The 21,653-nt window shown below is 74.5% G+C and carries 18 protein-coding genes and 3 tRNA genes; 14 read left to right on the forward strand and 7 right to left on the reverse strand.

Annotated elements, in window-relative coordinates; genetic code table 11:
• Nucleotides 1-232 precede the first annotated feature (232 nt).
• Nucleotides 233-1,159, reverse strand: a complete 927-nt coding sequence (locus ABD296_RS34870) for a LysR family transcriptional regulator (protein ID WP_344277323.1) — start codon at nt 1,157-1,159, stop codon at nt 233-235.
• A gap of 315 nt (nt 1,160-1,474) precedes the next feature.
• Between ABD296_RS34870 and ABD296_RS34875 the strand changes: the two genes are divergently transcribed.
• Nucleotides 1,475-2,749, forward strand: coding sequence for a pyridoxal phosphate-dependent aminotransferase (locus ABD296_RS34875; protein ID WP_407061548.1), 1,275 nt, complete (start codon nt 1,475-1,477; stop codon nt 2,747-2,749).
• 97 nt (nt 2,750-2,846) lie between these two features.
• Here the strand turns inward: ABD296_RS34875 and ABD296_RS34880 are convergent.
• The 3 genes from ABD296_RS34880 to ABD296_RS34890 all read right to left on the reverse strand — a co-directional run bounded on the left by ABD296_RS34880 (nt 2,847) and on the right by ABD296_RS34890 (nt 3,133).
• Nucleotides 2,847-2,934, reverse strand: a tRNA-Ser gene (locus ABD296_RS34880).
• A gap of 41 nt (nt 2,935-2,975) precedes the next feature.
• Nucleotides 2,976-3,046, reverse strand: a tRNA-Ala gene (locus tag ABD296_RS34885).
• 15 nt (nt 3,047-3,061) lie between these two features.
• Nucleotides 3,062-3,133 (reverse strand) — tRNA-Trp (locus ABD296_RS34890).
• A gap of 329 nt (nt 3,134-3,462) precedes the next feature.
• Between ABD296_RS34890 and ABD296_RS34895 the strand changes: the two genes are divergently transcribed.
• Nucleotides 3,463-4,035 carry a hypothetical protein gene (locus ABD296_RS34895; RefSeq protein WP_344277329.1) on the forward strand — a complete coding sequence of 191 codons (573 nt, stop codon included), beginning with the start codon at nt 3,463-3,465 and terminating at the stop codon, nt 4,033-4,035.
• Between the two features lie 28 nt (nt 4,036-4,063).
• On the opposite strand, the gene ABD296_RS34900 is transcribed toward ABD296_RS34895, so the two are convergent.
• Nucleotides 4,064-5,641: a Na+/H+ antiporter gene (locus tag ABD296_RS34900; protein WP_344277332.1), complete on the reverse strand. Its 1,578-nt coding sequence runs from the start codon at nt 5,639-5,641 to the stop codon at nt 4,064-4,066.
• 275 nt (nt 5,642-5,916) lie between these two features.
• Between ABD296_RS34900 and ABD296_RS34905 the strand changes: the two genes are divergently transcribed.
• Nucleotides 5,917-6,474 (forward strand): CGNR zinc finger domain-containing protein, encoded by a 558-nt coding sequence (locus ABD296_RS34905; RefSeq protein ID WP_344277335.1) that lies wholly within the window; start codon nt 5,917-5,919, stop codon nt 6,472-6,474.
• On the opposite strand, the gene folP is transcribed toward ABD296_RS34905, so the two are convergent.
• Nucleotides 6,475-7,311: a dihydropteroate synthase gene (gene folP / locus ABD296_RS34910; RefSeq protein ID WP_344277338.1), complete on the reverse strand. Its 837-nt coding sequence runs from the start codon at nt 7,309-7,311 to the stop codon at nt 6,475-6,477.
• A 244-nt stretch (nt 7,312-7,555) separates the two neighbouring features.
• Between folP and ABD296_RS34915 the strand changes: the two genes are divergently transcribed.
• The 5 genes from ABD296_RS34915 to ABD296_RS34935 all read left to right on the forward strand — a co-directional run bounded on the left by ABD296_RS34915 (nt 7,556) and on the right by ABD296_RS34935 (nt 13,121).
• Nucleotides 7,556-8,590: a GDP-mannose 4,6-dehydratase gene (locus tag ABD296_RS34915; RefSeq protein ID WP_344277394.1), complete on the forward strand. Its 1,035-nt coding sequence runs from the start codon at nt 7,556-7,558 to the stop codon at nt 8,588-8,590.
• A 32-nt stretch (nt 8,591-8,622) separates the two neighbouring features.
• The gene (locus ABD296_RS34920) at nt 8,623-8,886 is read left to right on the forward strand and encodes a ubiquitin carboxyl-terminal hydrolase 14 (RefSeq protein ID WP_344277341.1); all 264 of its coding nucleotides are present in this window, start codon (nt 8,623-8,625) and stop codon (nt 8,884-8,886) included.
• Nucleotides 8,887-8,932: 46 nt separating this feature from the next.
• Nucleotides 8,933-10,510 carry an MFS transporter gene (locus ABD296_RS34925; protein ID WP_344277344.1) on the forward strand — a complete coding sequence of 526 codons (1,578 nt, stop codon included), beginning with the start codon at nt 8,933-8,935 and terminating at the stop codon, nt 10,508-10,510.
• Between the two features lie 72 nt (nt 10,511-10,582).
• Nucleotides 10,583-11,470: a LysR family transcriptional regulator gene (locus ABD296_RS34930; RefSeq protein WP_344277350.1), complete on the forward strand. Its 888-nt coding sequence runs from the start codon at nt 10,583-10,585 to the stop codon at nt 11,468-11,470.
• 55 nt (nt 11,471-11,525) lie between these two features.
• A complete protein-coding gene (locus ABD296_RS34935; protein ID WP_344277353.1) occupies nt 11,526-13,121 on the forward strand; it encodes a Na+/H+ antiporter in 1,596 nt (531 codons plus the stop codon).
• A gap of 43 nt (nt 13,122-13,164) precedes the next feature.
• On the opposite strand, the gene ABD296_RS34940 is transcribed toward ABD296_RS34935, so the two are convergent.
• Nucleotides 13,165-14,076 carry an Lrp/AsnC family transcriptional regulator gene (locus ABD296_RS34940; RefSeq protein WP_344277355.1) on the reverse strand — a complete coding sequence of 304 codons (912 nt, stop codon included), beginning with the start codon at nt 14,074-14,076 and terminating at the stop codon, nt 13,165-13,167.
• A gap of 719 nt (nt 14,077-14,795) precedes the next feature.
• Here ABD296_RS34940 and ABD296_RS34945 point away from each other — a divergent pair.
• The 6 genes from ABD296_RS34945 to ABD296_RS34970 all read left to right on the forward strand — a co-directional run bounded on the left by ABD296_RS34945 (nt 14,796) and on the right by ABD296_RS34970 (nt 21,592).
• The gene (locus ABD296_RS34945) at nt 14,796-16,232 is read left to right on the forward strand and encodes a GuaB1 family IMP dehydrogenase-related protein (protein WP_344277357.1); all 1,437 of its coding nucleotides are present in this window, start codon (nt 14,796-14,798) and stop codon (nt 16,230-16,232) included.
• 191 nt (nt 16,233-16,423) lie between these two features.
• A complete protein-coding gene (locus tag ABD296_RS34950; RefSeq protein WP_344277359.1) occupies nt 16,424-17,734 on the forward strand; it encodes an LCP family protein in 1,311 nt (436 codons plus the stop codon).
• Between the two features lie 110 nt (nt 17,735-17,844).
• On the forward strand, nt 17,845-19,368 hold the full coding sequence (locus ABD296_RS34955) for an LCP family protein (protein WP_344277362.1): 1,524 nt from the start codon (nt 17,845-17,847) through the stop codon (nt 19,366-19,368).
• Nucleotides 19,369-19,432: 64 nt separating this feature from the next.
• Nucleotides 19,433-19,879 carry a hypothetical protein gene (locus ABD296_RS34960; RefSeq protein WP_344277365.1) on the forward strand — a complete coding sequence of 149 codons (447 nt, stop codon included), beginning with the start codon at nt 19,433-19,435 and terminating at the stop codon, nt 19,877-19,879.
• Nucleotides 19,880-19,961: 82 nt separating this feature from the next.
• Nucleotides 19,962-21,029 (forward strand): enolase C-terminal domain-like protein, encoded by a 1,068-nt coding sequence (locus tag ABD296_RS34965; RefSeq protein ID WP_344277368.1) that lies wholly within the window; start codon nt 19,962-19,964, stop codon nt 21,027-21,029.
• Entirely contained in the window at nt 21,029-21,592 is a 564-nt protein-coding gene (locus ABD296_RS34970; RefSeq protein ID WP_344277370.1) for an AAA family ATPase, read from the forward strand. Before ABD296_RS34965 ends, ABD296_RS34970 begins: the two co-directional genes overlap by 1 nt.
• Nucleotides 21,593-21,653: the final 61 nt, after the last annotated feature.

Consider the following 21,653-nt stretch of genomic DNA (forward strand, 5'->3'; position numbering starts at 1 on the left):
CGGTGTGCATGGACTGATGCATGGCCTGGGATGCCGTCACGATTCGCACCACCGTACGTGATGATCCGCGAGCATCTTCCCGTTTTGACGAACCTGGGGGCGTCCGTGTTCCGACCGTCCGTCGGATTGTTCTCTCATCCTGCGACTTCCCTCCACAGAGGGATCTATTGAGGCGTTTTGTCTCTTAGTTCGGATTTATCCCTCTCTTGGTGCGGGCCGCGGCCGGAAGCGGTCAGGACTCGGGCGGCACGGGCTGGACGTCGCGGGCGGCGGCGTAGATCGCGCGCAGCGTCACCGCCACCGACGGCCGCCGCACGCTGGCCCGCCGCGTCACCGCGTACACCTCCCTGGCCAGCGTGCATTCCGGGATCCGCCGCACCGCCACGCCCCGGTCGCCGGCCGCCAGCGCCAGCGCGGGCACCGCGGTGATCCCGATCCCCCGCGCCACCAGGCTGAGGATGGTGTGCAGGCCCTCGAACTCCCACGGGACGGGCCGGGCGCCGCCGACGGTGTCCAGCAGCCGCTCGACGGCCTGCCGGGACGGCTCGCCCGGCGGCGCCGCCATCCACGGCTCCTCCCGCAGCCGCTGCAACTCCACGGGGCGGCCCGGGTCCGACATCGGGTGCGCGGCCGGGACGACCAGCACCAGCGGGTCGCGGCGCAGATGGAAGAACTCCAGCACCGCCGGGGACTGGTCGGGGACCTTTCCCGTCCAGTCGTCGATCAGCGCGATGTCGACCTCGCCGTTCTGCACCTGGCGGACGCCGTCGCCCGGACGGGTCTGGCGGAGCACGAAGGCCAGCCCGGGATGCTCGCCGAGGCTGCGCGCCAGCGCGGGCGCGAACGCGACGGCGGCGGTCGGGAACGCGGTGACCACCACGCGCCCCGTCGGCGTGTCGGCCTGCGCGGACAGCTCCGCCTCCGCGGTCTCCACCAGGCTCAGGATCTCCTCGGCGCGCGCGGCGAGGCGCCGCCCGGCGTCGGTCAGCTCCGCGCTGCGCGCCGTCCGGTCCAGCAGCGGGACGCGCGCCTGCCGTTCCAGCGCGGCCAGCTGCTGGGAGACCGCCGACGGGGTGTACCCGAGGGCGGCGGCGGTCGCGGCGATGCTGCCGCGGCGGGCGAACTCGGCGAGCAGCCGCAGGCGGCGCAGCTCCAGCATCACTCCAGCTTACGGTCACCATCGCCGAGACTCGCTTGTGATGATGCTGAATGCGGGAAAGCATTGATCGAACCCGGCCGGGTCGCACAGGGGGATTCTTCCGCCGCACACCGTTGTTTCGTCATGCCCTTTGGAGCGTTGATGGCTGCCCACAACCTGCCCGCGCACGATCGCCCGGCCGGCGCCTCGTCCAGCCTCTCCGAACCCGCCGGTTCCTCCGAACCCGCCGCGCCTTCCAGACCGTCCGGCCACTCCGGCTCGTCCGCGCCCTGCGGGCCCGCCCGGCCGGTCTCCTTCGCGCCCCGTCCCGTCCCGTTGTCGCCGACGCTCGCGGTGAACGAGGCCCTCGCCCGCAAGCGCCGGGAAGGCGTGCGGGTCCTGCCGCTCGGCTTCGGCGAGGCCGGCATCCCGATCCATCCCGCGTTGACGCGGGAGCTCGCCGCCGCCGCGGGGCGCGGCGGGTACGGCCCCGTCGCCGGGTCGGCGGCCCTCCGCGCCGCCGCGGCCGGGTACTGGGCGCGGCGCGGGCTGCCGACCGACCCGTCCACCGTGGTGTGCGGGCCGGGCAGCAAGCCGCTGCTGTTCGCGTTGCTGATGGCGCTCGGCGGGGACGTGGTGGTGCCAACGCCGAGCTGGGTCAGCTACGCCGCGCAGGCGCCGCTCGCCGGGGTGCGGCCGGTCCGGGTGGCCACGCCGCCGGGCGAGGGCGGGGTGCCGAGGGAGGCGCTGCTCGCCGACGCGGTCGTGCGCGCGCGGGCCGCCGGGCGGACCGTCCGCACGGTGATCGTCACGCTGCCGGACAACCCGACCGGCACGCTCGCCTCCGCGGAGACCGTCCGGCGGCTGTGCGCGGTGGCCCGCGACCTCGACCTGGTGATCATTTCGGACGAGATCTACCGCGACCTCGTGCACGACCCCGCCCGCGCGGTGCCGTCCCCCGCCCGGTACGCGCCGGAGCGGACCGTGGTGACGACGGCGCTGAGCAAGAGCCTGGCGGCCGGCGGCTGGCGCCTGGGGGTGGCGCGGCTGCCGGACGGCCCGTTCGGCGCGGCGCTGCGCGCCGGCGTGCTCGGGACCGCCAGCGAGATCTGGTCCAGCGCGCCCGCCCCGATGCAGCACGCCGCCGCGTACGCGTTCGCCGAGCCGCCGGAACTGGTCGAGCACATCGACCGCAGCCGCCGGCTGCACGCGGCGGTCACCCGGGCGGTCGCCGCCCGGTTCGCCGAGGCGGGCGCCCGGGTGCCGCGCCCGCAGGGCGCCTTCTACGTCTATCCCGACCTGGCCCCGCTGCGGGACGAGTTGCGCCGCGGGAACGGCGTGCGGACGTCCGCCGACCTGTCCGGACTGCTCCTGGAGCGCTACGGGGTGGGCGTGCTGCCCGGCAGCTCGTTCGGCGAGCCGCCCGGGGCGCTGCGCCTGCGGGTCGCGCCCAGCCTGCTGTACGGGGAGACCGACGAGCAGCGCCTCACCGCGCTCGCCTCCCCCGACCCGGCGTCGCTGCCCTGGATCGCCGGCGGCCTGGACCGCCTCTCCGAGGTGCTCGCCGACCTGAAGGAGACCGCGCGGGCGGGACGGGCCGCGTTCGCCTGACGCGAGGCCGCGACCGCGCGAGAGGCGGCCGCGGCGGGAACGCCCGCGGGTGGGGTGGCCGGGCCCGGCCACCCCACCCGCGGGCCTTCGCCGTGAATGGCGGAGGGTAAGGGAGTCGAACCCCTTCGAGTTTCACCTCGACGTCAGTTTTCGAAACTGCTGCCTTACCGTTCGGCCAACCCTCCTCGCGCGGGCGGGAGAGCGCCCGGCGGCGGCCGGAACCGCGTGGACCGGCAGGGAGTCGAACCCTGATCGCTTCCTTGCAAGGGAAGTGTGCTGCCGTTGCACCACAGGCCCATCGAGCGTGCTCAGCAGGGGCGGTAGGAGTCGAACCCACGTTCCGCCGGTTTTGGAGACCGGCCGCCTATCCGGTGGCTCGCCCCTTCGTGCCGTCCGTTCGACGTGTTTCGATGATGGGCCTTTTCGCGGCACCGCCGCAAAGCATTTATCGGGCGGCGGGCGGCCCGCCGGAGCGCCCCTCCGCCGGGCGCGGTATGCGACGGTCCGGGCACGGAGAGAAACGATCAATATGCGCCCGTACGGCACGTATAAGCGTGGTGTAAGGTCCAACGACGCACGGGGCGAACACCGCGAACACGCCCGTTGGCAGTGGCAGGCAGGTCGAGGGACTTCCTGGCGGGCGGACCCGTGGTGAACCCAGGACGAGCTTGGTGTCACGTACGTGATGGAAGAAGAAGGCGAGGGGGCCCGCCATGAGGCACGCACGGGACGGGGCTGCCGCGGCGATGGGCGCCGCCTCGAGGATTCTCGTCGCCCGGGGCAAGAACGAGCCCCAGGAGATGGAGAACCCCGACGTCGCCTGGGGGCAGCGCGCGCGTGACGGCGTGTGGGTGCCCACCAAGGACGGGCAGCGCATCCATCTCGGCATCGACGTGGCGGCGGCCGACACGGTCGCGCAGGTGCTGCGGCCCAGCCTGCGGGTGTTCGTCGGCGTGGACGTCGACACCGACATCGTCGCGCAGACGACCGACAACGGCGTGCGGCTGCTCACGGTCGTGCACGGCCCGGACGCCCCCTCGGAGTTCCGCTTCCCCGTGTCCCTCGCCGACGGGCTCGCCCTGGAGGCGATGCCGTCCGGCGGCTACGACGTCGTCCACCTGCGCTACGGCGCGACCGTCGGGCGGCTCTACAACCCCTGGGCCAGCGACTCGATGTTCCGCCAGGTGAAGGCGGACTACACGCTGGAGGGGTCGGTCGTCACGATGCGGGTGCAGCACGCGGACGCCTATTACCCCGTCGTGGCCGACCCCCACTACGCCCGCTGAGGACGCCCGGCCGGTTCACCCGGGCGGTTCAGGAGCGGGTCCGGCGGATGACGATCGGGTCCTCGAAGTCGAGTTCGCGGCTGATCTGGCGCAGGGTGCCGGCGCCGATCCGGCCCTTGCGGTACAGCGCGGTCAGCTTCGCGCGCTGCGCCTTGACCAGCTCGCCGCGGACCTTGCGGCTGTTGGGCGGCGGGGCGCCGGTCTCGTCCTCCTCCTCGTCCAGGAAGTAGCGGACGCGCTCCAGCCGCAGCTCGAGCATCTGCCGGAACGCCTCGGCGGTCTGGTCGTCGACCTCCTCGTCCTCGGCCAGCTCGTCCAGCTTGGCCAGTGCGGCCTGCAGCCCGGCCTTGCGCGCCGTCATCACCTCCAGCCGGTGCTTGTCGGATTCGATCAAGCCGAGCGTCCGCAGCAGCGGCGGGAGCAGCGGGGCCTGCCCGATCAGCGTGATCAGCACGACCAGGGCGGTGAGCAGCACCAGCACGCCCCGGTCGGGGCCGACGGCGGCGGGCAGCGACAGCGCGATCGCCAGCGAGATGGCCCCGCGCATCCCGCCCAGGCCGATCACCAGCCGCTGCCGCCAGCCGAGGCCCTGCTGGCTGCGCCGGCCGCCCGGCACCAGCCCGGCGAGCGGGCCGTTGCCGAGCTCCCAGAGCAGCCGGACGCCGATGACGACGGCCGACACCGCGAGCGTGGTCAGCAGCACCGCGTGCCAGGTGTGCCCGCCGGGCGCGCGGATGATCTCGCGGATCTCCAGGCCGAGCAGCACGAACAGCGCCGACTCCAGCAGGAACGTCAGGATCCGCCAGAACGTGGTGCCGGCCAGCCGGGACGCGGGCTGCAGCACGCCCTCGCCGTGGGTGCCGATGGAGAAGCCCGCCACGACGGTCGCCAGCACCCCGGACGCACCGAAGTTCTCCGCGGGGATGAACGCCAGGTACGGGGTGACCAGCGACACGATCACCTGGCTGATGGGGTCCTGGATGCGGCGCCGGATCCGGCGGATCACCACGCCGAGCACCACCCCGTAGGCGACGCCGCCGAGCACCACCTGGACGAGCCGGACGGCCCCGTGCGCGGGCGCGAACCCGACGTCGACCGCCTCGATGGCGAGCCCGAAGATCGTCAGGGCGACGCCGTCGTTGATCAGGCTCTCGCCCTCCAGGATGGTGACGAGCCGGGCGGGCGCGCCGAGCCGCTGCAGCACCGCGGTGGCGGCGACCGCGTCGGTGGGCGCGACCGCGGCGCCGAACGCCAGCGCGGCGGCCCAGCCGAGGCCGGGCAGGAGCGCGTGCACGGTGGCGGCGACGGCCGCGGTGGTGACGGCGGTCAGCCCGAACGCCAGCGTGACGATGGGCACCGCGTCGGCGCGGGCCTCGCGCGGCGCGGTGAAGAAGGCGGCGTGGTAGACCAGCGGCGGCAGGAACCCCATCAGCACCAGGTCGGGCGGGGCGACCACGGCGGGCAGCCCCGGTACGAAGCCGGCGGCCATGCCGAGCAGCACGAGCACGATCGCGTCCGGCAGCCGCAGCCGCCCGGCCAGCGCCCGGGCCGCCAGGACCACCACGGCGACGACCAGGAACACGATGAACAGCCGGTCCCCCTCCACGCCGTGATCCTCTCCGGATCGCGGCGCGGTACGCGCCCGGCGCGCGCCGGGAACCGATCGTGGAACGTTCCCGCAGGCAGTGGGGCCGGAACCGGGCGGGCCGCGCCGGCAGGGTCGGCGCGGACGGGGCCGTCCGGCGTCGTAGGGTGGGGGCCGGGCCGCGTTCCGGCCCCGGCGGCGCTGCCGGGCGCTCGGCCGTCCTGACCTCGTCGGGGCGGTCTGGGGGTCGCCCCCCAGGAGCAGTACGACCCCGGTCCCCCGAGACTGGAGCGATTGTGATCTTCACTCATGACACCGAGCACGCGCTCGCCGTCGTCGTCGACCTCATCAACACCGGCGGCGCCGCGTCCGGCACCGAGGGGCTCGCCGGGCTGCCGCAGCTGCGCGCGTTCGTCGGGCGCAGCGCGTTCAGCGACGTCGGGGCGCTGACCGAGGCCGACCTGGCCCGGGTGCTGGCGCTGCGCGACCGGTTCCACACGGTGTTCCGCACCGCGGACGTGCCCACCGCGGTCCGGCTGATCAACGAGATCGTCGGCGAGGTCCGCGCGACCCCGCACCTGACCGACCACGACGGCTACGACTGGCACGTGCACTTCTTCGCGCCGGGCGCCCCGGTGGGCGAGCACCTGGCGGCCGACTGCGGGATGGCGCTGGCGTACGTGGTGGCGGCGGGCGAGCTGGACCGGCTGCGCACCTGCGAGGCGCCCGACTGCTCGCGGGTGCTGGTGGACCTGTCGCGCAACCGCTGCCGCCGCTACTGCGACAGCCGCACCTGCGGCAACCGCATGCACGTCGCCGCCTACCGCGCCCGCCGGCGCGAGGCCGCGCTCTGATCAGGCGATCGCGGCGACGGCGTCCAGGGCGCGGCGGGCGGCGGCGGCGTCGTGGACGCGGAACACGCGGGCGCCCAGCAGCGCCGAGACGCCCAGCACCGCCATCGTGCCGACGCCGCGCCTGTCGACGGGCCGGCCGAGGGTCTCCCCGATGAAGTCCTTGTTGGACACCGCGACCAGTACCGGCCAGCCGGTGGCGGTCATCTCGCCGAGCCGCCGGGTGATCTCCAGCGAGTGCCGGGTGCTCTTGCCGAAGTCGTGCGCGGGGTCGATCAGGATCGACTCCCGCGCCACGCCCAGCGCGAGCGCGCGTTCCGCCTCCGCGGTGACATGGGCGACCACGTCCGCGACCACGTCGCCGTACCCGATCCGGTGCGGCCGGGTGCGCGGGTCCAGGCCGCCCGCGTGCGCGCAGACCAGCCCGACGCCGTGCGCGGCGGCGACCTCGGCCAGCGCGGGGTCCGGGCCGCCCCAGGTGTCGTTCAGCAGGTCCGCGCCCGCCGCGGCGACGGCCTCCCCGACCTCCGCCCGCCAGGTGTCGACGCTGATCACCACGCCGGGGTGCCGCTCCCGGACGGCGGCGACCAGGTCCACCACCCGGCGCAGCTCCTCGGCGACGCCGACGTCCTCGCCGGGGCCGGCCTTCACGCCGCCGATGTCGATGATGTCGGCGCCCTCCGCGACGGCGCGGTCCACCGCGTCCAGCGCGGCGCCGAAGCCGTAGGTCGCGCCCCTGTCGAAGAACGAGTCGGGCGTCCGGTTCACCACGGCCATGATCGCGTGGCGGCCGAGATCGCGCCCGTTCAGCCGCAGCGGCGCGGCGTCGGGAGTGGTCATGATGCCCCACACCGTGGCACACGCGGGGCCCCGCGCGCCACGCGGCACGGCGCCCGCGGGCCCCCCGGACGGCGGGCCGAGCGGCGGCGTCGGGCCGGCGGGCTGAACCAGAAGCAAATTCGGTTCAAACGGCGCCCTCCCTCGTCAGCATCCCCGCGAGGTCGCTAACCTCATATTTCACGCTCGCCCTGGGTTCGTCCCGCGGTGGGTCCCGCGTCGCACCGATCAGCCCATGGAGGATCCGCTGTCCAGGCGAGCACTCATCACCGGCATCACCGGACAGGACGGCTCGTACCTGGCCGAGCATCTGCTTGAGCTGGGGTACGAGGTGTGGGGCCTGGTCCGGGGGCAGGCGAATCCGCACGTGTCGCGGCTGCGCAAGCACATCGGCGACGTCCAGATCACCGCCGGGGACCTGCTCGACCAGGGCAGCCTGATCTCGGCGGTGGAGCGGGTCCAGCCCGACGAGGTCTACAACCTCGGCGCGATCTCCTATGTCCCGATGTCGTGGCAGCAGGCCGAGCTCACCGCCGAGGTGACCGGCATGGGCGTGCTGCGGATGCTGGAGGCGATCCGGGTGGTGTCGGGCATCAGCCCGTCCCGCACGCCCGGGCGCGAGCAGATCCGCTTCTACCAGGCGTCGTCCTCGGAGATGTTCGGGATGGTGCGGGAGACGCCGCAGAACGAGAAGACGCCGTTCCACCCGCGCAGCCCGTACGGCGTCGCCAAGAGCTACGGGCACTACATCACGCAGAACTACCGCGAGTCGTACGGGATGTTCGCGGTCAGCGGGATCCTGTTCAACCACGAGTCGCCGCGCCGCGGCGCCGAGTTCGTCACCCGGAAGGTGTCGCTCGGCGCGGCCCGGATCAAGCTCGGCCTGGCCAAGGAGCTGCGCCTCGGTAACCTGGACGCCCGGCGCGACTGGGGCTACGCCGGCGACTACGCCCGCGCGATGCGGATGATGCTGGCCCAGGACGCCCCCGAGGACTACGTGATCGGGACCGGCCAGACGCAGTCGGTGCGCGAGCTGGTCGAGTTCGCGTTCCGCACCGCCGGGCTGAACTGGGAGGACCACGTCGTTCTCGACGCGAAGTACACCCGGCCGGCGGAGGTCGACCTGCTGTGCGCCGACCCGAAGCGGGCCCGCGAGCAGCTCGGCTGGGAGCCCGACGTGACCTTCGAGGGCCTGGTGACGATGATGGTCGAGTCCGACCTGCGGCTGCTGGCCGAGTCGGCCCGCCCCGAGGACGAGCCGTTCAGCCCCGACCACTGGTGATCCCTTGACCGCGGGCGTGGCACGATGCCCATATGGCCATTTGTGAGCATGTGCAGTCCGTCCCGGTGGAGGATCCGGCCCCGAACACGCCGCAGGGCTGCCAGGAGTGCCTGGAGCAGGGCACCCGGTGGGTCCACCTGCGGCTCTGCCTGAGCTGCGGGCACGTCGGCTGCTGCGACTCCTCCCCCATGCGGCACGCGACCGCGCATTACCAGAAGGAAGGGCACCCGATCGTCCGGTCGTTCGAGCAGGGCGAGGACTGGCGCTGGTGCTTCGCCGACGAACTGATCGTCTGATGCCGGCGGGGAGGCCCGGGGCGTCGTCCCCCACCGGGAGGCACTGATGCCGGACGTCCGGCTGGGCACGGCGCCGGGCCGCTGGATCATGCTGGCGACCGTCCTCGGGTCGAGCGTGGCGATGCTCGACTCCACCGTGGTGAACGTCGCCCTGCCGAGGCTCGCGCGGGACCTGCACGCCGACATGGCGGGCCTGCAGTGGACGGTCAACGCCTACACGCTGACGCTCGCCGGGTTCATCCTGCTCGGCGGGTCGCTGGGCGACCGGTACGGCCGCCGCCGGATCTTCCTCATCGGCGTGGTCTGGTTCGCGGTGGCCTCGGTGCTGTGCGGGATGGCGCTCAACGTCGAGATGCTCGTGCTGTCGCGGGCGCTGCAGGGCATGGGCGGCGCGCTGCTGACCCCGGGCTCGCTGGCGATCATCCAGGCGTCGTTCGCCTCCGACGACCGGCCGCGCGCGGTCGGCGCCTGGTCCGGGCTCGGCGGCGTCGCCGGGGCCGTCGGGCCGTTCGCGGGCGGCTGGCTGGTGGAGGCGGCGGGCTGGCGGTGGGTGTTCCTGCTGAACGTGCCGCTCGCCGCGGTGGTGGTGCTGGTCGCCGCCCGGCACGTCCCCGAGAGCGTCGACCCGCGCGCCCACGGCCGCTTCGACGTGCCCGGCGCCGTGCTGGCCGCGCTCGCGCTGGCGGGGACGACCTACGCGCTCACCGAGGCGCCGGGCGGGCGCACGGCCCCGGCCGTCATCGGGGCCGCCGCCGTGGTGGGCGTCGCCGCCGCGGTCGGCTTCGTCCTGGTGGAGCGGGCCCGCGGGCGGGGCCGGCGGCTGTTCGGCGGACGGGCCGGGCGGGAGGTGCCTCAGCCGATGCTGCCGCTGGAGGTGTTCGCCTCCCGGCAGTTCTCCGCCGTCAACGCCGTCACCTTCATCATGTACGGCGGGATGGGCGTGATGTTCTTCCTGTTCGTCCTCAACCTGCAGGTCGTCGGCGGGTTCTCGCCGATCGCCGCGGGCACCGCGCTGCTGCCGGTCACGGTCCTGATGCTGCTGCTGTCGGCGCGGGCGGGTGCGCTCGCGCAGAAGATCGGCCCGCGGCTGCCGATGACGGCCGGGCTGCTGGTCGCCGCGGCCGGGATGCTGCTGGTCGGCCGGATCGGCAAGGACTCCTCCTATCTGCGGGAGGTGCTGCCCGCCGTGGTGGTGTTCGGGCTCGGGCTGGCGGCGGTCGTCGCGCCGCTGACGGCCACGGTGCTGGCGACGGCGGACGTCCGGCACGCGGGCGTGGCGAGCGGCGTGAACAACGCGGTCGCGCGGGCGGCCGGGCTGCTGGCGGTCGCGGCGATCCCGCCGCTGGCCGGGCTCACGGGCAATGCCTACAACGATCCGAGCCGCTTCTCGGACGGCTTCCACGTCGCCATGACGGCCTGCGCGGCGCTGCTGGCCGCGGGCGCCGTGCTGACCTTCGTCACCGTGTCCGGCGACGCGCTGCGCGCCCCGTCCGGCGAGCCGGTCGAACCGGAGTGCCGCAGCCACTGCTCGGTCGGCGCTCCCCAGCTGCAGCCCGAACGCGACACCGTCCCCGCCGCCCGGCCGGCGCCGGACGGGACGAGGGCGTCCCCGCCGCCGTCCTGACCGCGGACCCGTTCTCGGGCCGATTCCGGCTATGTCCAGGACCGGAGCGGTTCGTTGTCATACGGTCGTGACATGAATCTGCGGCAGCTGCGCTATGTCGTGGCGACCGCCGACCACGGCACGATGACGTCGGCGGCCCAGGCTCTCTATGTCGCGCAGCCCGCGCTGTCGCGCGCCGTCCGCGAGCTGGAGCGCGAGCTGGGCGTGGAGCTGTTCGCCCGGTCGGGGCGCGGCGTGGTCCTCACCCCGGTCGGCGAGCAGGTGGTCCGGCAGGCGCGGGCCGCGCTGGACGCCGTCGACGCGATCGAGGGGATGTCGGCGGCCCGCTCCGACGGCCGGGGCGCCGAGCTGCGGGTGGCGACCACCCCGTCGCTGGAGCCGGAGCTGACCGGCCGGCTGATCCCGCGGTTCGCCCGCGACCAGCCGGCGGTGCGGGTCCGGGTGGTGCGCTGCGGGGGCCGCGACGAGGTCGCCGCCGTGCTGCGGGCCGGGCGGGCCGACCTCGCGCTCACCGACCTGCCGGTGCCCGGCGACCTGACGGCGCACCCGTTCGAGCAGCGCGAGCTGGTGCTGATCTCCCCGCTCGCGCTGAAGGTGCGCGAACCGGTGCCGCCCGCCGCGCTGGACGGCATGCGGCTGGTGCTGCCGGCCCGGGGCGGCGCCCGGCGCGCGGAGATCGACACCGTGCTGCGGCGGGTCGGCGCGAAGCCGGTGCCGGTGGTGGAGACCGACGAGCGCGGCGCCTGGCTGGGCTGGGTGCGCGCCGGGATGGGCTCGCTGCTGTGGTACCGCAACCAGCTGGACGACACCGAGGGCGTGGCCGTCCGGTCGTTCCTGCCGCCGATCACCCGGCTGATCGGGCTGGTGCACGCGCACCGCCGGCTCCCCTCGTCCGCCCGCGACTTCCTGGCCTTCGCCAAGGACGCCGGGGGGGACCCGCGGGGGCGCGAGCACCGCTGAGGCCGTCCGGCCGCTCGGTTCGGGGCCGCCGCCCCGGCCGTGCCATGATCTGCGCGTGGAGACGACGCACGCACTCTGGCTGCTGGCCGTGCCGGTCGTGGCGCTGGCGGTGGCCGCGGCGGCGCGCCGCGGCGGGGCGCCCGCGCCGCTGGTCCTGGTGATCGCGGGGCTGGTGTTCTCGTTCGTGCCGGGCGTGCCGGAGTTCGAGCTGGATCCCGAGTTCGTCCTGTACGTCTTCCTGCCGCCGCTGCTGTTCTCGGCGGCGTGGCAGAGTTCCTACGCGGGCCTGCGGGAGAACGCCTGGTCGATCGGGCTGCTGTCGGTCGGGCTGGTGCTGTTCAGCACGTTCGCCGTCGGGTACGCGGCGCACCTGCTCGTCCCGGGTCTGCCGCTGGCGGCCGCGTTCGTGCTCGGCGCGATCGTGGCGCCGCCGGACGCGGTCGCCGCGGTCAGCGTGGCGCAGCGGCTCGGGCTGCCGCGCCGGACGGTGACGGTGCTGGTCGGGGAGAGCCTGTTCAACGACGCGACCGCGCTGACGGCGTTCCGGGTCGCGGTGATCGCGGCGACGGGCGCGGGGTTGACGCTGGCGGACGGGGTGTGGCGGTTCCTGTTCGCGGCGGGCGCGGGCGCGGTGGTGGGGCTGCTGCTCGGGCCGCCGCTGCACTGGCTGCGGACCCGGCTGGACGACCCGCTGGTGGAGAACGGGGTGGCGGTGCTGGCACCGTTCGCCGCGTACCTGATCGCCGAGAGCGTGCACGCCTCCGGGGTGATCGCGGTGGTGGTCAGCGGGCTGTACCTCGGCCACCGGTTCACCGACTCGGCGCCGGTCACCCGGCTGATCGGGCACTCGTTCTGGAAGGTCGTCGTCTTCGTCCTGGAGTCGGTGGTGTTCCTGCTGATCGGGCTGCAGCTGCCGCCGGTGGTGGACGGGCTGTCCGGGCACGGCTGGCCGGAGCTGGCCTGGTGGGCCCTGGCGATCTTCGCGGTGACGGTCGCGGCCCGGTTCGTCTGGGTGTTCCCCGCGTCCCGCCTGCCGCGGCTGCTGTCGCGGCGCGAGCGCGCGCGGGAGCCCGTCGGATGGCGCGGCGCGACCGTGGTCTCGTGGGCGGGGATGCGCGGGGTGGTGTCGCTCGCGGCGGCGTTCGCGGTGCCGTTCGGCGCGTCCGGCGACGCTCCGTTCCCCGGCCGGGATCTGATCATCTTCTTCACCTTCACGACCGTCCTCGGGACGCTGCTGGTGCAGGGGCTGACGTTCCCGGCGCTGATCCGGCTGCTCGGCGTCGCGAGCGACCGGGAGCGCTACACCGACACGGTCGCCGAGGCGGGCGCCCAGCACGCGGCGGCGAACGCGGCGCTGGAGCGGCTGGAGGAGCTGACCGCCGCCGAGGACCTGGACGAGGCCGTCGTGCAGCGGCTGCGGCAGCTGGCCGAGCACCGGCAGCTGCGGGCGTGGGAGCGGCTCGGCGGCGGGACGGGCCCGCAGGGCGAGGAGGTGCCGACCGCCACCTACCGGCGGCTGCGGCGGGAGATGCTGGCGGCGGAGCGGCGGGTGTTCGTGCAGATGCGCGACGACCGCCGGATCGACGACGAGGTGCTGAACCGGGTCCTGCACGAGCTGGACCTGGAGGAGGTCGCCCTCAGCCGCGACTGACGCCGCCGGGGCGCCGTTCCCCGGCGCCCTCGGCGGCTCTCCCTCACGCCCCGTTCAGGGGGCGGTCCGGGAGTTCGACGGCGTAGGACTCCTTCACCACGTCCAGGTGGTGCCAGGACTCCCGCACCGTCACGCCGGGCACGGACCGGATCGCGTCCAGGACGGCGACCAGCTCCGCGCGGGAGGCGGCCTCGGCCTGGCCGACGATGTCGTAGCGGCCGAAGCCCGTCGCCAGGTAGCGGACGCCGTCCTGCGCGGCCACCGCCTCGGCGATCTTGCGGAGCCCGCCGGTCACCACGAGCCCGAACCCGCCGAGCTCGGCGGCGCCGAGGGCGAGGGGGTCGGCGAGCCCGGTGACCTGGATGACGCCGGTGCGCATCAGCCGGACCACCCGGGCCCGGGTGGCGGCCTGGGACAGCCCGATGATGTGGGCGAGCCGGGTGTAGGGGGCGCGCCCGTCGCGCTGCAGCTCCTGGAGCAGCCGCCAGTCGATGTCGTCGAGGGTGACCTCGCCGAGCTCCCGCACCACCGCGTGGGTGTCGCGGACGGTGGAGACCGAGCGGAAGACCTCCGCCGAGCGCACGCCGGGGACGGACCGCAGCTGGTCCACCTCGGCCGCGAGCGCGGCGTCGTCGCGGGTGCGCACCTGCGCGACCAGGTCGTGCGGGCCGGCGGTCAGTGCGGTGAAGCTGACCGCCGGGTGGCCGGCGATCGCGTCCGCGACCTCCCGGGCCGATCCGTCCACGGTGATCGAGACGTGCCCGATCGCCTCCGCCCCGACGACGGCGGCGTGCACGATGCCGACGACGCGCACGACGCCGGTCTCGAGAAGGTTCTGCACCCGTGCCCGCACGGCCGTGCGGGAAAGCCCGACGCGGTCGGCGAGCGCCTGGAAGGTCGCCCTGCCATCCCGCTGGAGCTCGCGGACGAGCACGGCGTCGACCGCATCCAGCACGGCTGTCCTCCTCGACATGTGATGAATCGTTCTGCTGGCAACTGCAAGATCATTCCATTTCAGGACGGTATGACGTCAAATATTGATCTTGCTCGTGTTCGTCCCGCCCGATGACCGTGGAAGCGTCGGCGCCGGGTTGCGGGCGGCGCCGTTTCCGACGCCGCGCGAGCCGGTCCGGGAGCGCAACGCGGCCGGGGCCGGTCCGCGCGCGGGCGCGTCCCGGGACGGGGCGGCGGGCGCGCGGGGTGGCGATGGTCACTCCCGGGGGGACGGCGCGGACGGGGCGGCCCGCGGCGCGGACGGGTGCGGCAGACCGGGCTCGAGTGCGTGACCTGCATTGCGCCTTCTCCCGGTGTTCTGATGTGCGCGCCCTAGGGCGGGTCGGCCGTCCGCATGACGCACATGTAAGAAAAGTGCATCGAGGGCGCAGTTACGTCAAGAGGTAACTTTACAGAGAGCCAAGCCCCACGTTGCACGCTTTTCAGCCTCGTCCGGTAAGACACTTCCGTTGCGCCTGGAAGAGGGCGGACGCAGCGCCGGAGATCACCCGGGCGATCCCCGGGGACACACCATCATCACCCCCGGTCACGGGGCCGGGGCGGCCTCGGGCATGGCGCCGGAGGGCCTTGGGCGAGCGCTTGGCCGGAGCACCCGCGGGTATGGATCACAATGTACGGTGGCCCAGCCACTCTGATCCGCGATTGGTGTGTAGTACAGCCGTGCACCTGCTGAACGGTGAGCGCTCCGCTCACGACCTCACCTACAACGACGTCTTCATGGTCCCGCGCCGCTCCGCGGTCGGGTCGCGCCTGGAGGTGGACCTGTCCACGGTCGACGGCAGCGGGACGACCGTGCCGCTGGTCGTGGCGAACATGACGGCGGTGTCCGGCCGCCGGATGGCCGAGACCGTCGCCCGGCGCGGCGGCGTCGCGGTGATCCCGCAGGACATCCCGGTCGAGGTCGTCGCCGAGGTCATCGGCTGGGTGAAGGGCCGCGACCTGGTGGTGGACACCGCCATCCGGCTGGACCCGGGCAGCACCGCGGGCGATGCACTGGCGCTGCTGCCCAAGCGCGCGCACGGCGCGGTGATCGTGGTGGAGGACGACCGGCCGGTCGGCGTCGTCACCGAGGCCGACTGCCAGAGCGTCGACCGGTTCGCGCAGCTGCGCGACATCATGTCGCGCGACCTGGTGACGCTGCCGCACGGCGTCGACCCGCGCGAGGCGTTCAACCGGCTGCACGAGCGCGGGCACCGGCTCGCGCCCGTGGTGGACGGCGAGGGCCGGCTCACCGGCGTGCTCACCCGGACCGGCGCGCTGCGCGCCACGCTCTACAAGCCCGCCGTCGACGCGTCGGGGCGGCTGCGCATCGGCGCCGCCGTCGGCGTGAACGGGGACGTCGCGGGCAAGGCGAAGGCGCTGCTGGAGGCGGGCGCCGACCTGCTCGTGGTGGACACCGCGCACGGCCACCAGGAGAAGATGATCAGCGCGCTGGCCGCGGTGCGGGGCCTGGACCCGTCGGTGCCGGTGGTGGCGGGCAACGTGGTGACCGCCGAGGGCACCCGCGACCTGATCGAGGCGGGCGCCGACATCGTCAAGGTCGGCGTCGGCCCGGGCGCGATGTGCACCACCCGGATGATGACCGGGGTCGGGCGGCCGCAGTTCTCCGCCGTGCTGGAGTGCGCCGCCGAGGCCCGCCGGCTCGGCCGGCACGTGTGGGCGGACGGCGGCGTCCGGCACCCGCGCGACGTCGCGCTCGCGCTCGCGGCCGGCGCGGCGAACGTGATGGTGGGCTCCTGGTTCGCCGGCACCTTCGAGTCGCCGGGCGACCTGCAGCACGCCGCCGACGGCCGGATGTACAAGGAGAGCTTCGGCATGGCCTCGGCGCGGGCCGTCCGGCTGCGCACCGCAGAGGACTCGCCGTTCGACCGGGCCCGCAAGGCGCTGTTCGAGGAGGGCATCTCCACCTCGCGGATGTTCCTGGACCCGCGGCGGCCCGGCGTCGAGGACCTCATCGACTCGATCGTGGCGGGGCTGCGCAGCTCGTGCACCTACGCGGGCGCGCGCACGCTGGAGGAGTTCCACGAGCGTGCGACGGTCGGGATCCAGAGCTCGTCCGGCTACGCCGAGGGGATGCCGCTGTCCACCAGCTGGTGACCGGCCGCCGCTGAGCTCCGTCCCGCGTCCCTGAGTGCTCCGGGGCCCTCTCCTGAGGCAATACTGACCGGGACAGGGTGCCGGATTTACGGGACACGACCCCGGATCCGCCTCACGATCACGGCCGTGACCTGCACGCTCTTGTCCCGGGACGGGAGATGCGGGGTCTGCCGTCCCCGAGGGGGCGCAGCATGGTCGTGGACGATCCGGCCGCCGCACGAGGCGGATTCGACGGGTCGGGCGGGTCCGACGGGCCCGGCGGGGGCGCGCGGGCCGGGCGCGCGCGGCCGATCGGCGGGGCGGCGGCGCCCCTGCGGATGGCGCAGGCCCTGCTGATCGCGGCCGTCTCCCCTGTCCTGCCGGGGATCGCGCACCTGCGCGCCGGGCGGGTCCGGCTGGGCGGGGCGCTGCTCGGCACGCAGGCGGCGGCGCTGACCGCGGCGGCGCTCGTCAGCGGGCGTTACCGGGCCCTGTTCCTCGAGCTGTCGGTGCGGCCGTCCTGGCTGCTGGTGCTGGTGGCGGCCTGCGTCGTCCTGGCGGGGCTGTGGGCGCTGCTGATCGCCCATTCGTACGCGGTGCTGGCGCCGGAGGGGCTCGCCCCGCTGTGGCGGCTCGCCGGGGGCACGACCGTCTCGGTGCTGTGCCTGCTGGTGATCGTGCCGCCGCTGAGCCTGGCCCAGTACGGCTACGTGCAGCGCGACCTGATCCGGACGGTCTTCAAGGACGCGCCGGTGGCGTCCGCCGCCGTCCAGGCCGCCGCGCGGACGGGGGACGCGGACGGCTGGCCGGGCACGGCGCGCCTCAACGTGCTCCTCGTCAGCTTCGCCCCCCGCCCCCCGCGGGAACCGGCCCGCGTCGCCGGCATCACCCTGGCCGCGGTCGACACCCGGACCGGCGGCACGACGCTGCTCACCCTGCCGGGCGACCTGCGGCACGTCCCGGCGTGGTCGGGCGCGGGGCCGGTGCCGTTCCCGCCGGGGCGCCCCCTGGCCGCCGTCTACCGGGAGGGCACCGCGCACCCGGAGCTGCTCGGAGACGGCGCGCGCGTCCCCGATCCGGGTGCCGAGCTGCTCAAGCGGACGGTCGCCCACATGATCGGCCAGGACGTCCCCTACTACGTGAAGGTGGACGCGCGGGGAGCCGGCGAACTCGCCGGAACGCCTTCCGGAGCCGCTACTGCCAAGAAAGGATGCCCTTTTTGGGCAAATATTCGGGAAGCTGAGCCATTGGCGATGCTGAAGCGTTACCAGCGGCTCGCCCGGGTTCTCATCAATTCGGTAAACACCGACCTGCCCCGCCGGCTGCTCCCGCCGCTCGCCGGGCTCGCCGCCAAGATCGAGAAAGCCGAGATCACGAGCCTGCGACCCGCTGCGGGCAGGGCGTTCGCGGGCCGCGCCGACCACCCCGCGCTGCGCGCCCTGGCCGCCGTCGCGCCCGGCCGCCCGGTCCCGGCCGCACGCGCCCCGGCCGGATTGCCTATCCTGAGCGTGAGCTGCAACTGATCGACTCCAGCTCGCATGCGGTCGACTCCCACGCAACCTTTGCCCGGTTCTGCGCGTCCATAATGTGAGCCACGGGCTTAATTCACCATGGGTGGGGGACGGAGCGTTACATGTCGAGTCCATCGGCGGGCCGGCGCGCCCCGGAAGCGGACCGTTCCCCGGGCGGCGCGGGGGGCCTGCTCCGCACGCTCGCGCTGACGCTGGCGTCGGCGCTCGTCTGGGGCGTCGCGCACCTGGCCGCGGGCCGCCGGCTGGCCGGCGGGCTGCTGCTCGGCCTGTGGGTCGTGGTCGCGGCGACCGTGCTGGTCACCGTCACCGTGTACCGCTCCAGCCTCGTCCACCTCGCCGTCCGGCCGGACGAGCTGCAGGGCCTGGCGGGCGGCATCATCGTGCTGGGCGTCGTGTGGGTCGCCGTGGTGATCCGCTCCTACCTGGTGCTGCGCCCCGTCCGCCAGTCGATCAGCGCGCGGACGGTCGGCGCCGCCGCGGTCGCGGTGATGTGCTTCGCCGTCGCCGTGCCCGTCGCGTGGGGCGCGCACAGTACCTACGTGTACCGCGACGCGCTGACGAGCATCTTCCGCACCGGCAGCCAGAACGGCCGGCACATCGACACCTCGGACCCGTGGGACGGGCAGCCCCGGGTGAACGTCCTGCTGCTCGGCGGCGACGCGGCCGCCGACCGGACCGGCGTGCGCACCGACAGCATGACCCTCGCCAGCGTCGACACCAAGACCGGCGACACGGTGCTGCTCAGCCTGCCGCGCAACCTGGAGAGGTTCCAGATGCCGCCCGGCCCGGCCCGCGACCGCTTCCCCTACGGCTTCACCGGCGACGGCCCGGAGAACCCCGGGCTGCTGAACGAGGTGTACGAGTACGCCGAGAACCACCCGGACGTGGTCCCGGGCGTGCCCAAGAACCGCCGCGGCCCCGAGCTGCTGAAGGCCACCATCGCCGGGATCCTCGGGCTGCGCGTCGACTACTACATCCTGGTCGACATGTTCGGCTTCGCCGACATCGTGGACGCGATGGGCGGCGTGAAGATCAAGGTCACCCAGCCCATCCCGTACGGGCTGGAGGGCCAGGTGCTGCAGCCCGGCTACCGGACGCTGAAGGGCAAGGAGGCGCTCTGGTACGGGCGCTCGCGCACCGACAGCGACGACTACGTGCGGATGGGCCGGCAGAAGTGCCTGATGCGGGCGATCGCGCAGCAGGCCGACCCGCAGACCGTGCTCACCAGCTTCGACAAGCTCGCCGCGGCGGCGAAGCGGACGCTGTCCACCGACCTGCCGCAGGAGCTGCTGCCGGCGCTGATCAAACTGTCCGGCAAGGTCAAGGACGGCGCGCAGATCAACAGCCTGCAGTTCGTCCCGCCGCTGATCAACAGCGGGAACCCGGACTTCGCGCTGATCCGCAGGCTCGCGGCCAAGGCCGTCAGCCCGGAGCAGGCGCACGCGACGACCTCGCCGAACCCGTCCGCCTCGCCCAGCCCGAGCGGCTCGTCCAGCCTCGCCGCGAACGGCTCGGCGACCGCGGCGCCGAGCCCCGGCGCGTCTCCCGGCGACTCGCCGAGCCCGTCGAGCTCCCCGTCGGCGGAGAGCAAGCCGACGTCCCTCGCGGCGACCTGCCCGTCCTGATCTCCTGCTGGTTCCGATAGCGCGGGGGTCGCGGGGCGGGGGCCCGTGGCGGGACACTGGCGAGGTGAAGCCCGCGTACCGTGTCCGCCTGGTCGTCAACGCGCTGAACCTGTCGACGGCACTCGGCCTGCTGCTGGCGGTGACGGCGACGCGCCGCTCCGGCGGCCCGCGGCTGCACAGCGCCGGGGACGGCCTGCTGGTGGCGGGCGGTTACCGGCCGCCGGTGCCGGTGGCGTCGGCCTTCACGGTGGGCAATGTGATCATCCTCCGCGGCGACGCGGCGGATCTACCGGCCCGGCCGCGGCTGCTGCGGCACGAGGCCCGGCATTCCACGCAGTACGCGTGGTGCCTCGGCGTCGTCATGATCCCGCTGTACCTGGCCTGCGCCGGCGTGTCGATGGCGTTGTGCGGCGACTGGGCGTCCTTCAACCCGTTCGAGCGGCTCGCGGGCCTCGCGGACGGCGGCTACGACCGCCGTCCCCTGCACCCGTTCCGGTGGGGCCGCCGATGACCCTTCCGGCCCGCCGGTGTTCTGGCAGGTCCCGGGAGGGGGGATCATTGAGGGGAGAACACTTCCGACCACGAGAGGGCGGATGCGGGTGCCCCGGATCCTTGGCTGCGACGCCTTCCGTGTCGCGATGCCGCGCGGGCGGCGGCCGGAGAGCATTCTCGTCCGGCTGCACGGCGGCGACGGCGCGGCCGGCTGGGGCGAGATGGCCGTCCCGACCGGGACCGCGAACCCCGGCCCCGGCTGGGCCGACATCGAGACGCGGATGGCGCCGGCGCTGATCGGGCTGGACTGGGACCGTCCCGAGGACGTGTCCGCCGCCGCCGACCTCGGCGCGAACGAGGCGGCCGCGGCGATCGACGTCGCGTGCTGGGATCTGTGGTGCCGGGAGAGGGGCCTGCCGCTGGCGCACGCGCTCGGCGGGACGCGGACGTCCATCGTCACCGGCGCGCGCCTCACCCCCGAACCGGTCCTGGACACGGTCCCGGGCCGCGTCAACCAGGCGGTCGGCGCGGGCCACACCCGCGTCACCCTGCCGATCCGGCCGGGCTGGGACATCGAGCCCGTGCGGGCGCTGCGGGAGGCCTACCCGGCGCTGGCGCTCGTCGCGGACGCCGGCCACGCCTACACCGATTCACCGGAGCACCTGACGGTGCTGGCGGCGCTGGACGCCTACGGGCCGGTGGCGATCGAGCGGCCGTTCGCCGCGGCCGACCTCGCCGCGCACGCCCGGCTCCAGCTGCGGGTCGGCGCGGCGGTCGCGCCGGCGGTCGGCGACCTGGAGACCCTGGACGCGGCGATCACGCTGGAGGCGGGCCGCGCCCTGCACCTGCGGCTGGACACGCTCGGCGGGCTGACGGCGGCGCGCAGCGCCCACGACCTGGCATACGCGGCGGGCTGGGACGTGTGGTGCAGCGGCGCAGGCGCGTTCGGCATCGGCCAGGCGGCGGCGGTGGCGCTGGCGGCGCTGCCCGGCTGCACGCTGCCGAGCGACGTGTCGGACCCGGCAGGCGGCCCGGTCTTCGTGACGCCGCCGGTCCGCTCGTCCGGCGGGGTCGTCGGGGTGCCGCTGACCCAGCCGGGCCTCGGCCACGAGATCGACGAGGCGCGCATCGAGCGGCTGGCGACCCGGCGGATGCGGCTGCCGGCCTGATGCCCGCGACCGTCTGGATCGTGGCGGGCCCGCCGGGCGGCGGCAAGTCGACGGTGTGCGACCTGCTGCTGGCGCGGCTGCGGCCCGTCCCGGCACTGCTGGACAAGGACACGCTGTTCGGCTCGTTCGTCGCGGCGACGCTCGCGGCGCACGGCCGCGACCCGGGCGAACGCGAGGGCCCCTGGTACGACGAGCACGTCAAGCGGCACGAGTACGCCGGGCTCACCGCGGCGGCGCGGGAGGTCCGCGGCCACGGCTGCCCGGTGCTGCTGAGCGCGCCGTTCACCGGGCAGATCCGCTCCCCCGCCCGCTGGGCGGAATGGGTGGACGCGCTCGGCGGCCCGCAGGTGCGGCTGCTGTGGATCCGCACCGACGCCGCCACGCTCCGGCATCGCCTGGAGAAGCGCGGCCTGCCCCGCGACACCGGGAAGCTCGCCGGGTTCGAGGCGTTCCTCGCCCGGATGCGCCCGGAGGAGCCGCCGCCCGTGCCGCACACGGAGGTCGACAACCGCCTGACGGCTCCGCGGCCCCTGGAGTCGCAACTGGACGCGCTGCTCACCTGACGCGCTGCTCGCGTGACCGGCCGGTCGCCTGACGGGCCGGTCCGGCGGGGACCGCGCGGCC

This window comes from Actinomadura napierensis (assembly GCF_039529375.1).
GTDB classification, from domain to species: domain Bacteria; phylum Actinomycetota; class Actinomycetes; order Streptosporangiales; family Streptosporangiaceae; genus Spirillospora; species Spirillospora napierensis.

What these genes read in the sequence shown, in the direction of transcription:
- folP (WP_344277338.1), bottom strand. Translation starts at nt 7,311, where the DNA reads ATGACCACTCCCGACGCCGCGCCGCTGCGGCTGAACGGGCGCGATCTC.
- ABD296_RS34950 (WP_344277359.1), top strand. Translation starts at nt 16,424, where the DNA reads ATGGTCGTGGACGATCCGGCCGCCGCACGAGGCGGATTCGACGGGTCG.
- ABD296_RS34930 (WP_344277350.1), top strand. Translation starts at nt 10,583, where the DNA reads ATGAATCTGCGGCAGCTGCGCTATGTCGTGGCGACCGCCGACCACGGC.
- ABD296_RS34965 (WP_344277368.1), top strand. Translation starts at nt 19,962, where the DNA reads ATGCGGGTGCCCCGGATCCTTGGCTGCGACGCCTTCCGTGTCGCGATG.
- ABD296_RS34870 (WP_344277323.1), bottom strand. Translation starts at nt 1,159, where the DNA reads ATGCTGGAGCTGCGCCGCCTGCGGCTGCTCGCCGAGTTCGCCCGCCGC.
- ABD296_RS34895 (WP_344277329.1), top strand. Translation starts at nt 3,463, where the DNA reads ATGAGGCACGCACGGGACGGGGCTGCCGCGGCGATGGGCGCCGCCTCG.
- ABD296_RS34955 (WP_344277362.1), top strand. Translation starts at nt 17,845, where the DNA reads ATGTCGAGTCCATCGGCGGGCCGGCGCGCCCCGGAAGCGGACCGTTCC.
- ABD296_RS34925 (WP_344277344.1), top strand. Translation starts at nt 8,933, where the DNA reads ATGCCGGACGTCCGGCTGGGCACGGCGCCGGGCCGCTGGATCATGCTG.
- ABD296_RS34920 (WP_344277341.1), top strand. Translation starts at nt 8,623, where the DNA reads ATGGCCATTTGTGAGCATGTGCAGTCCGTCCCGGTGGAGGATCCGGCC.
- ABD296_RS34970 (WP_344277370.1), top strand. Translation starts at nt 21,029, where the DNA reads ATGCCCGCGACCGTCTGGATCGTGGCGGGCCCGCCGGGCGGCGGCAAG.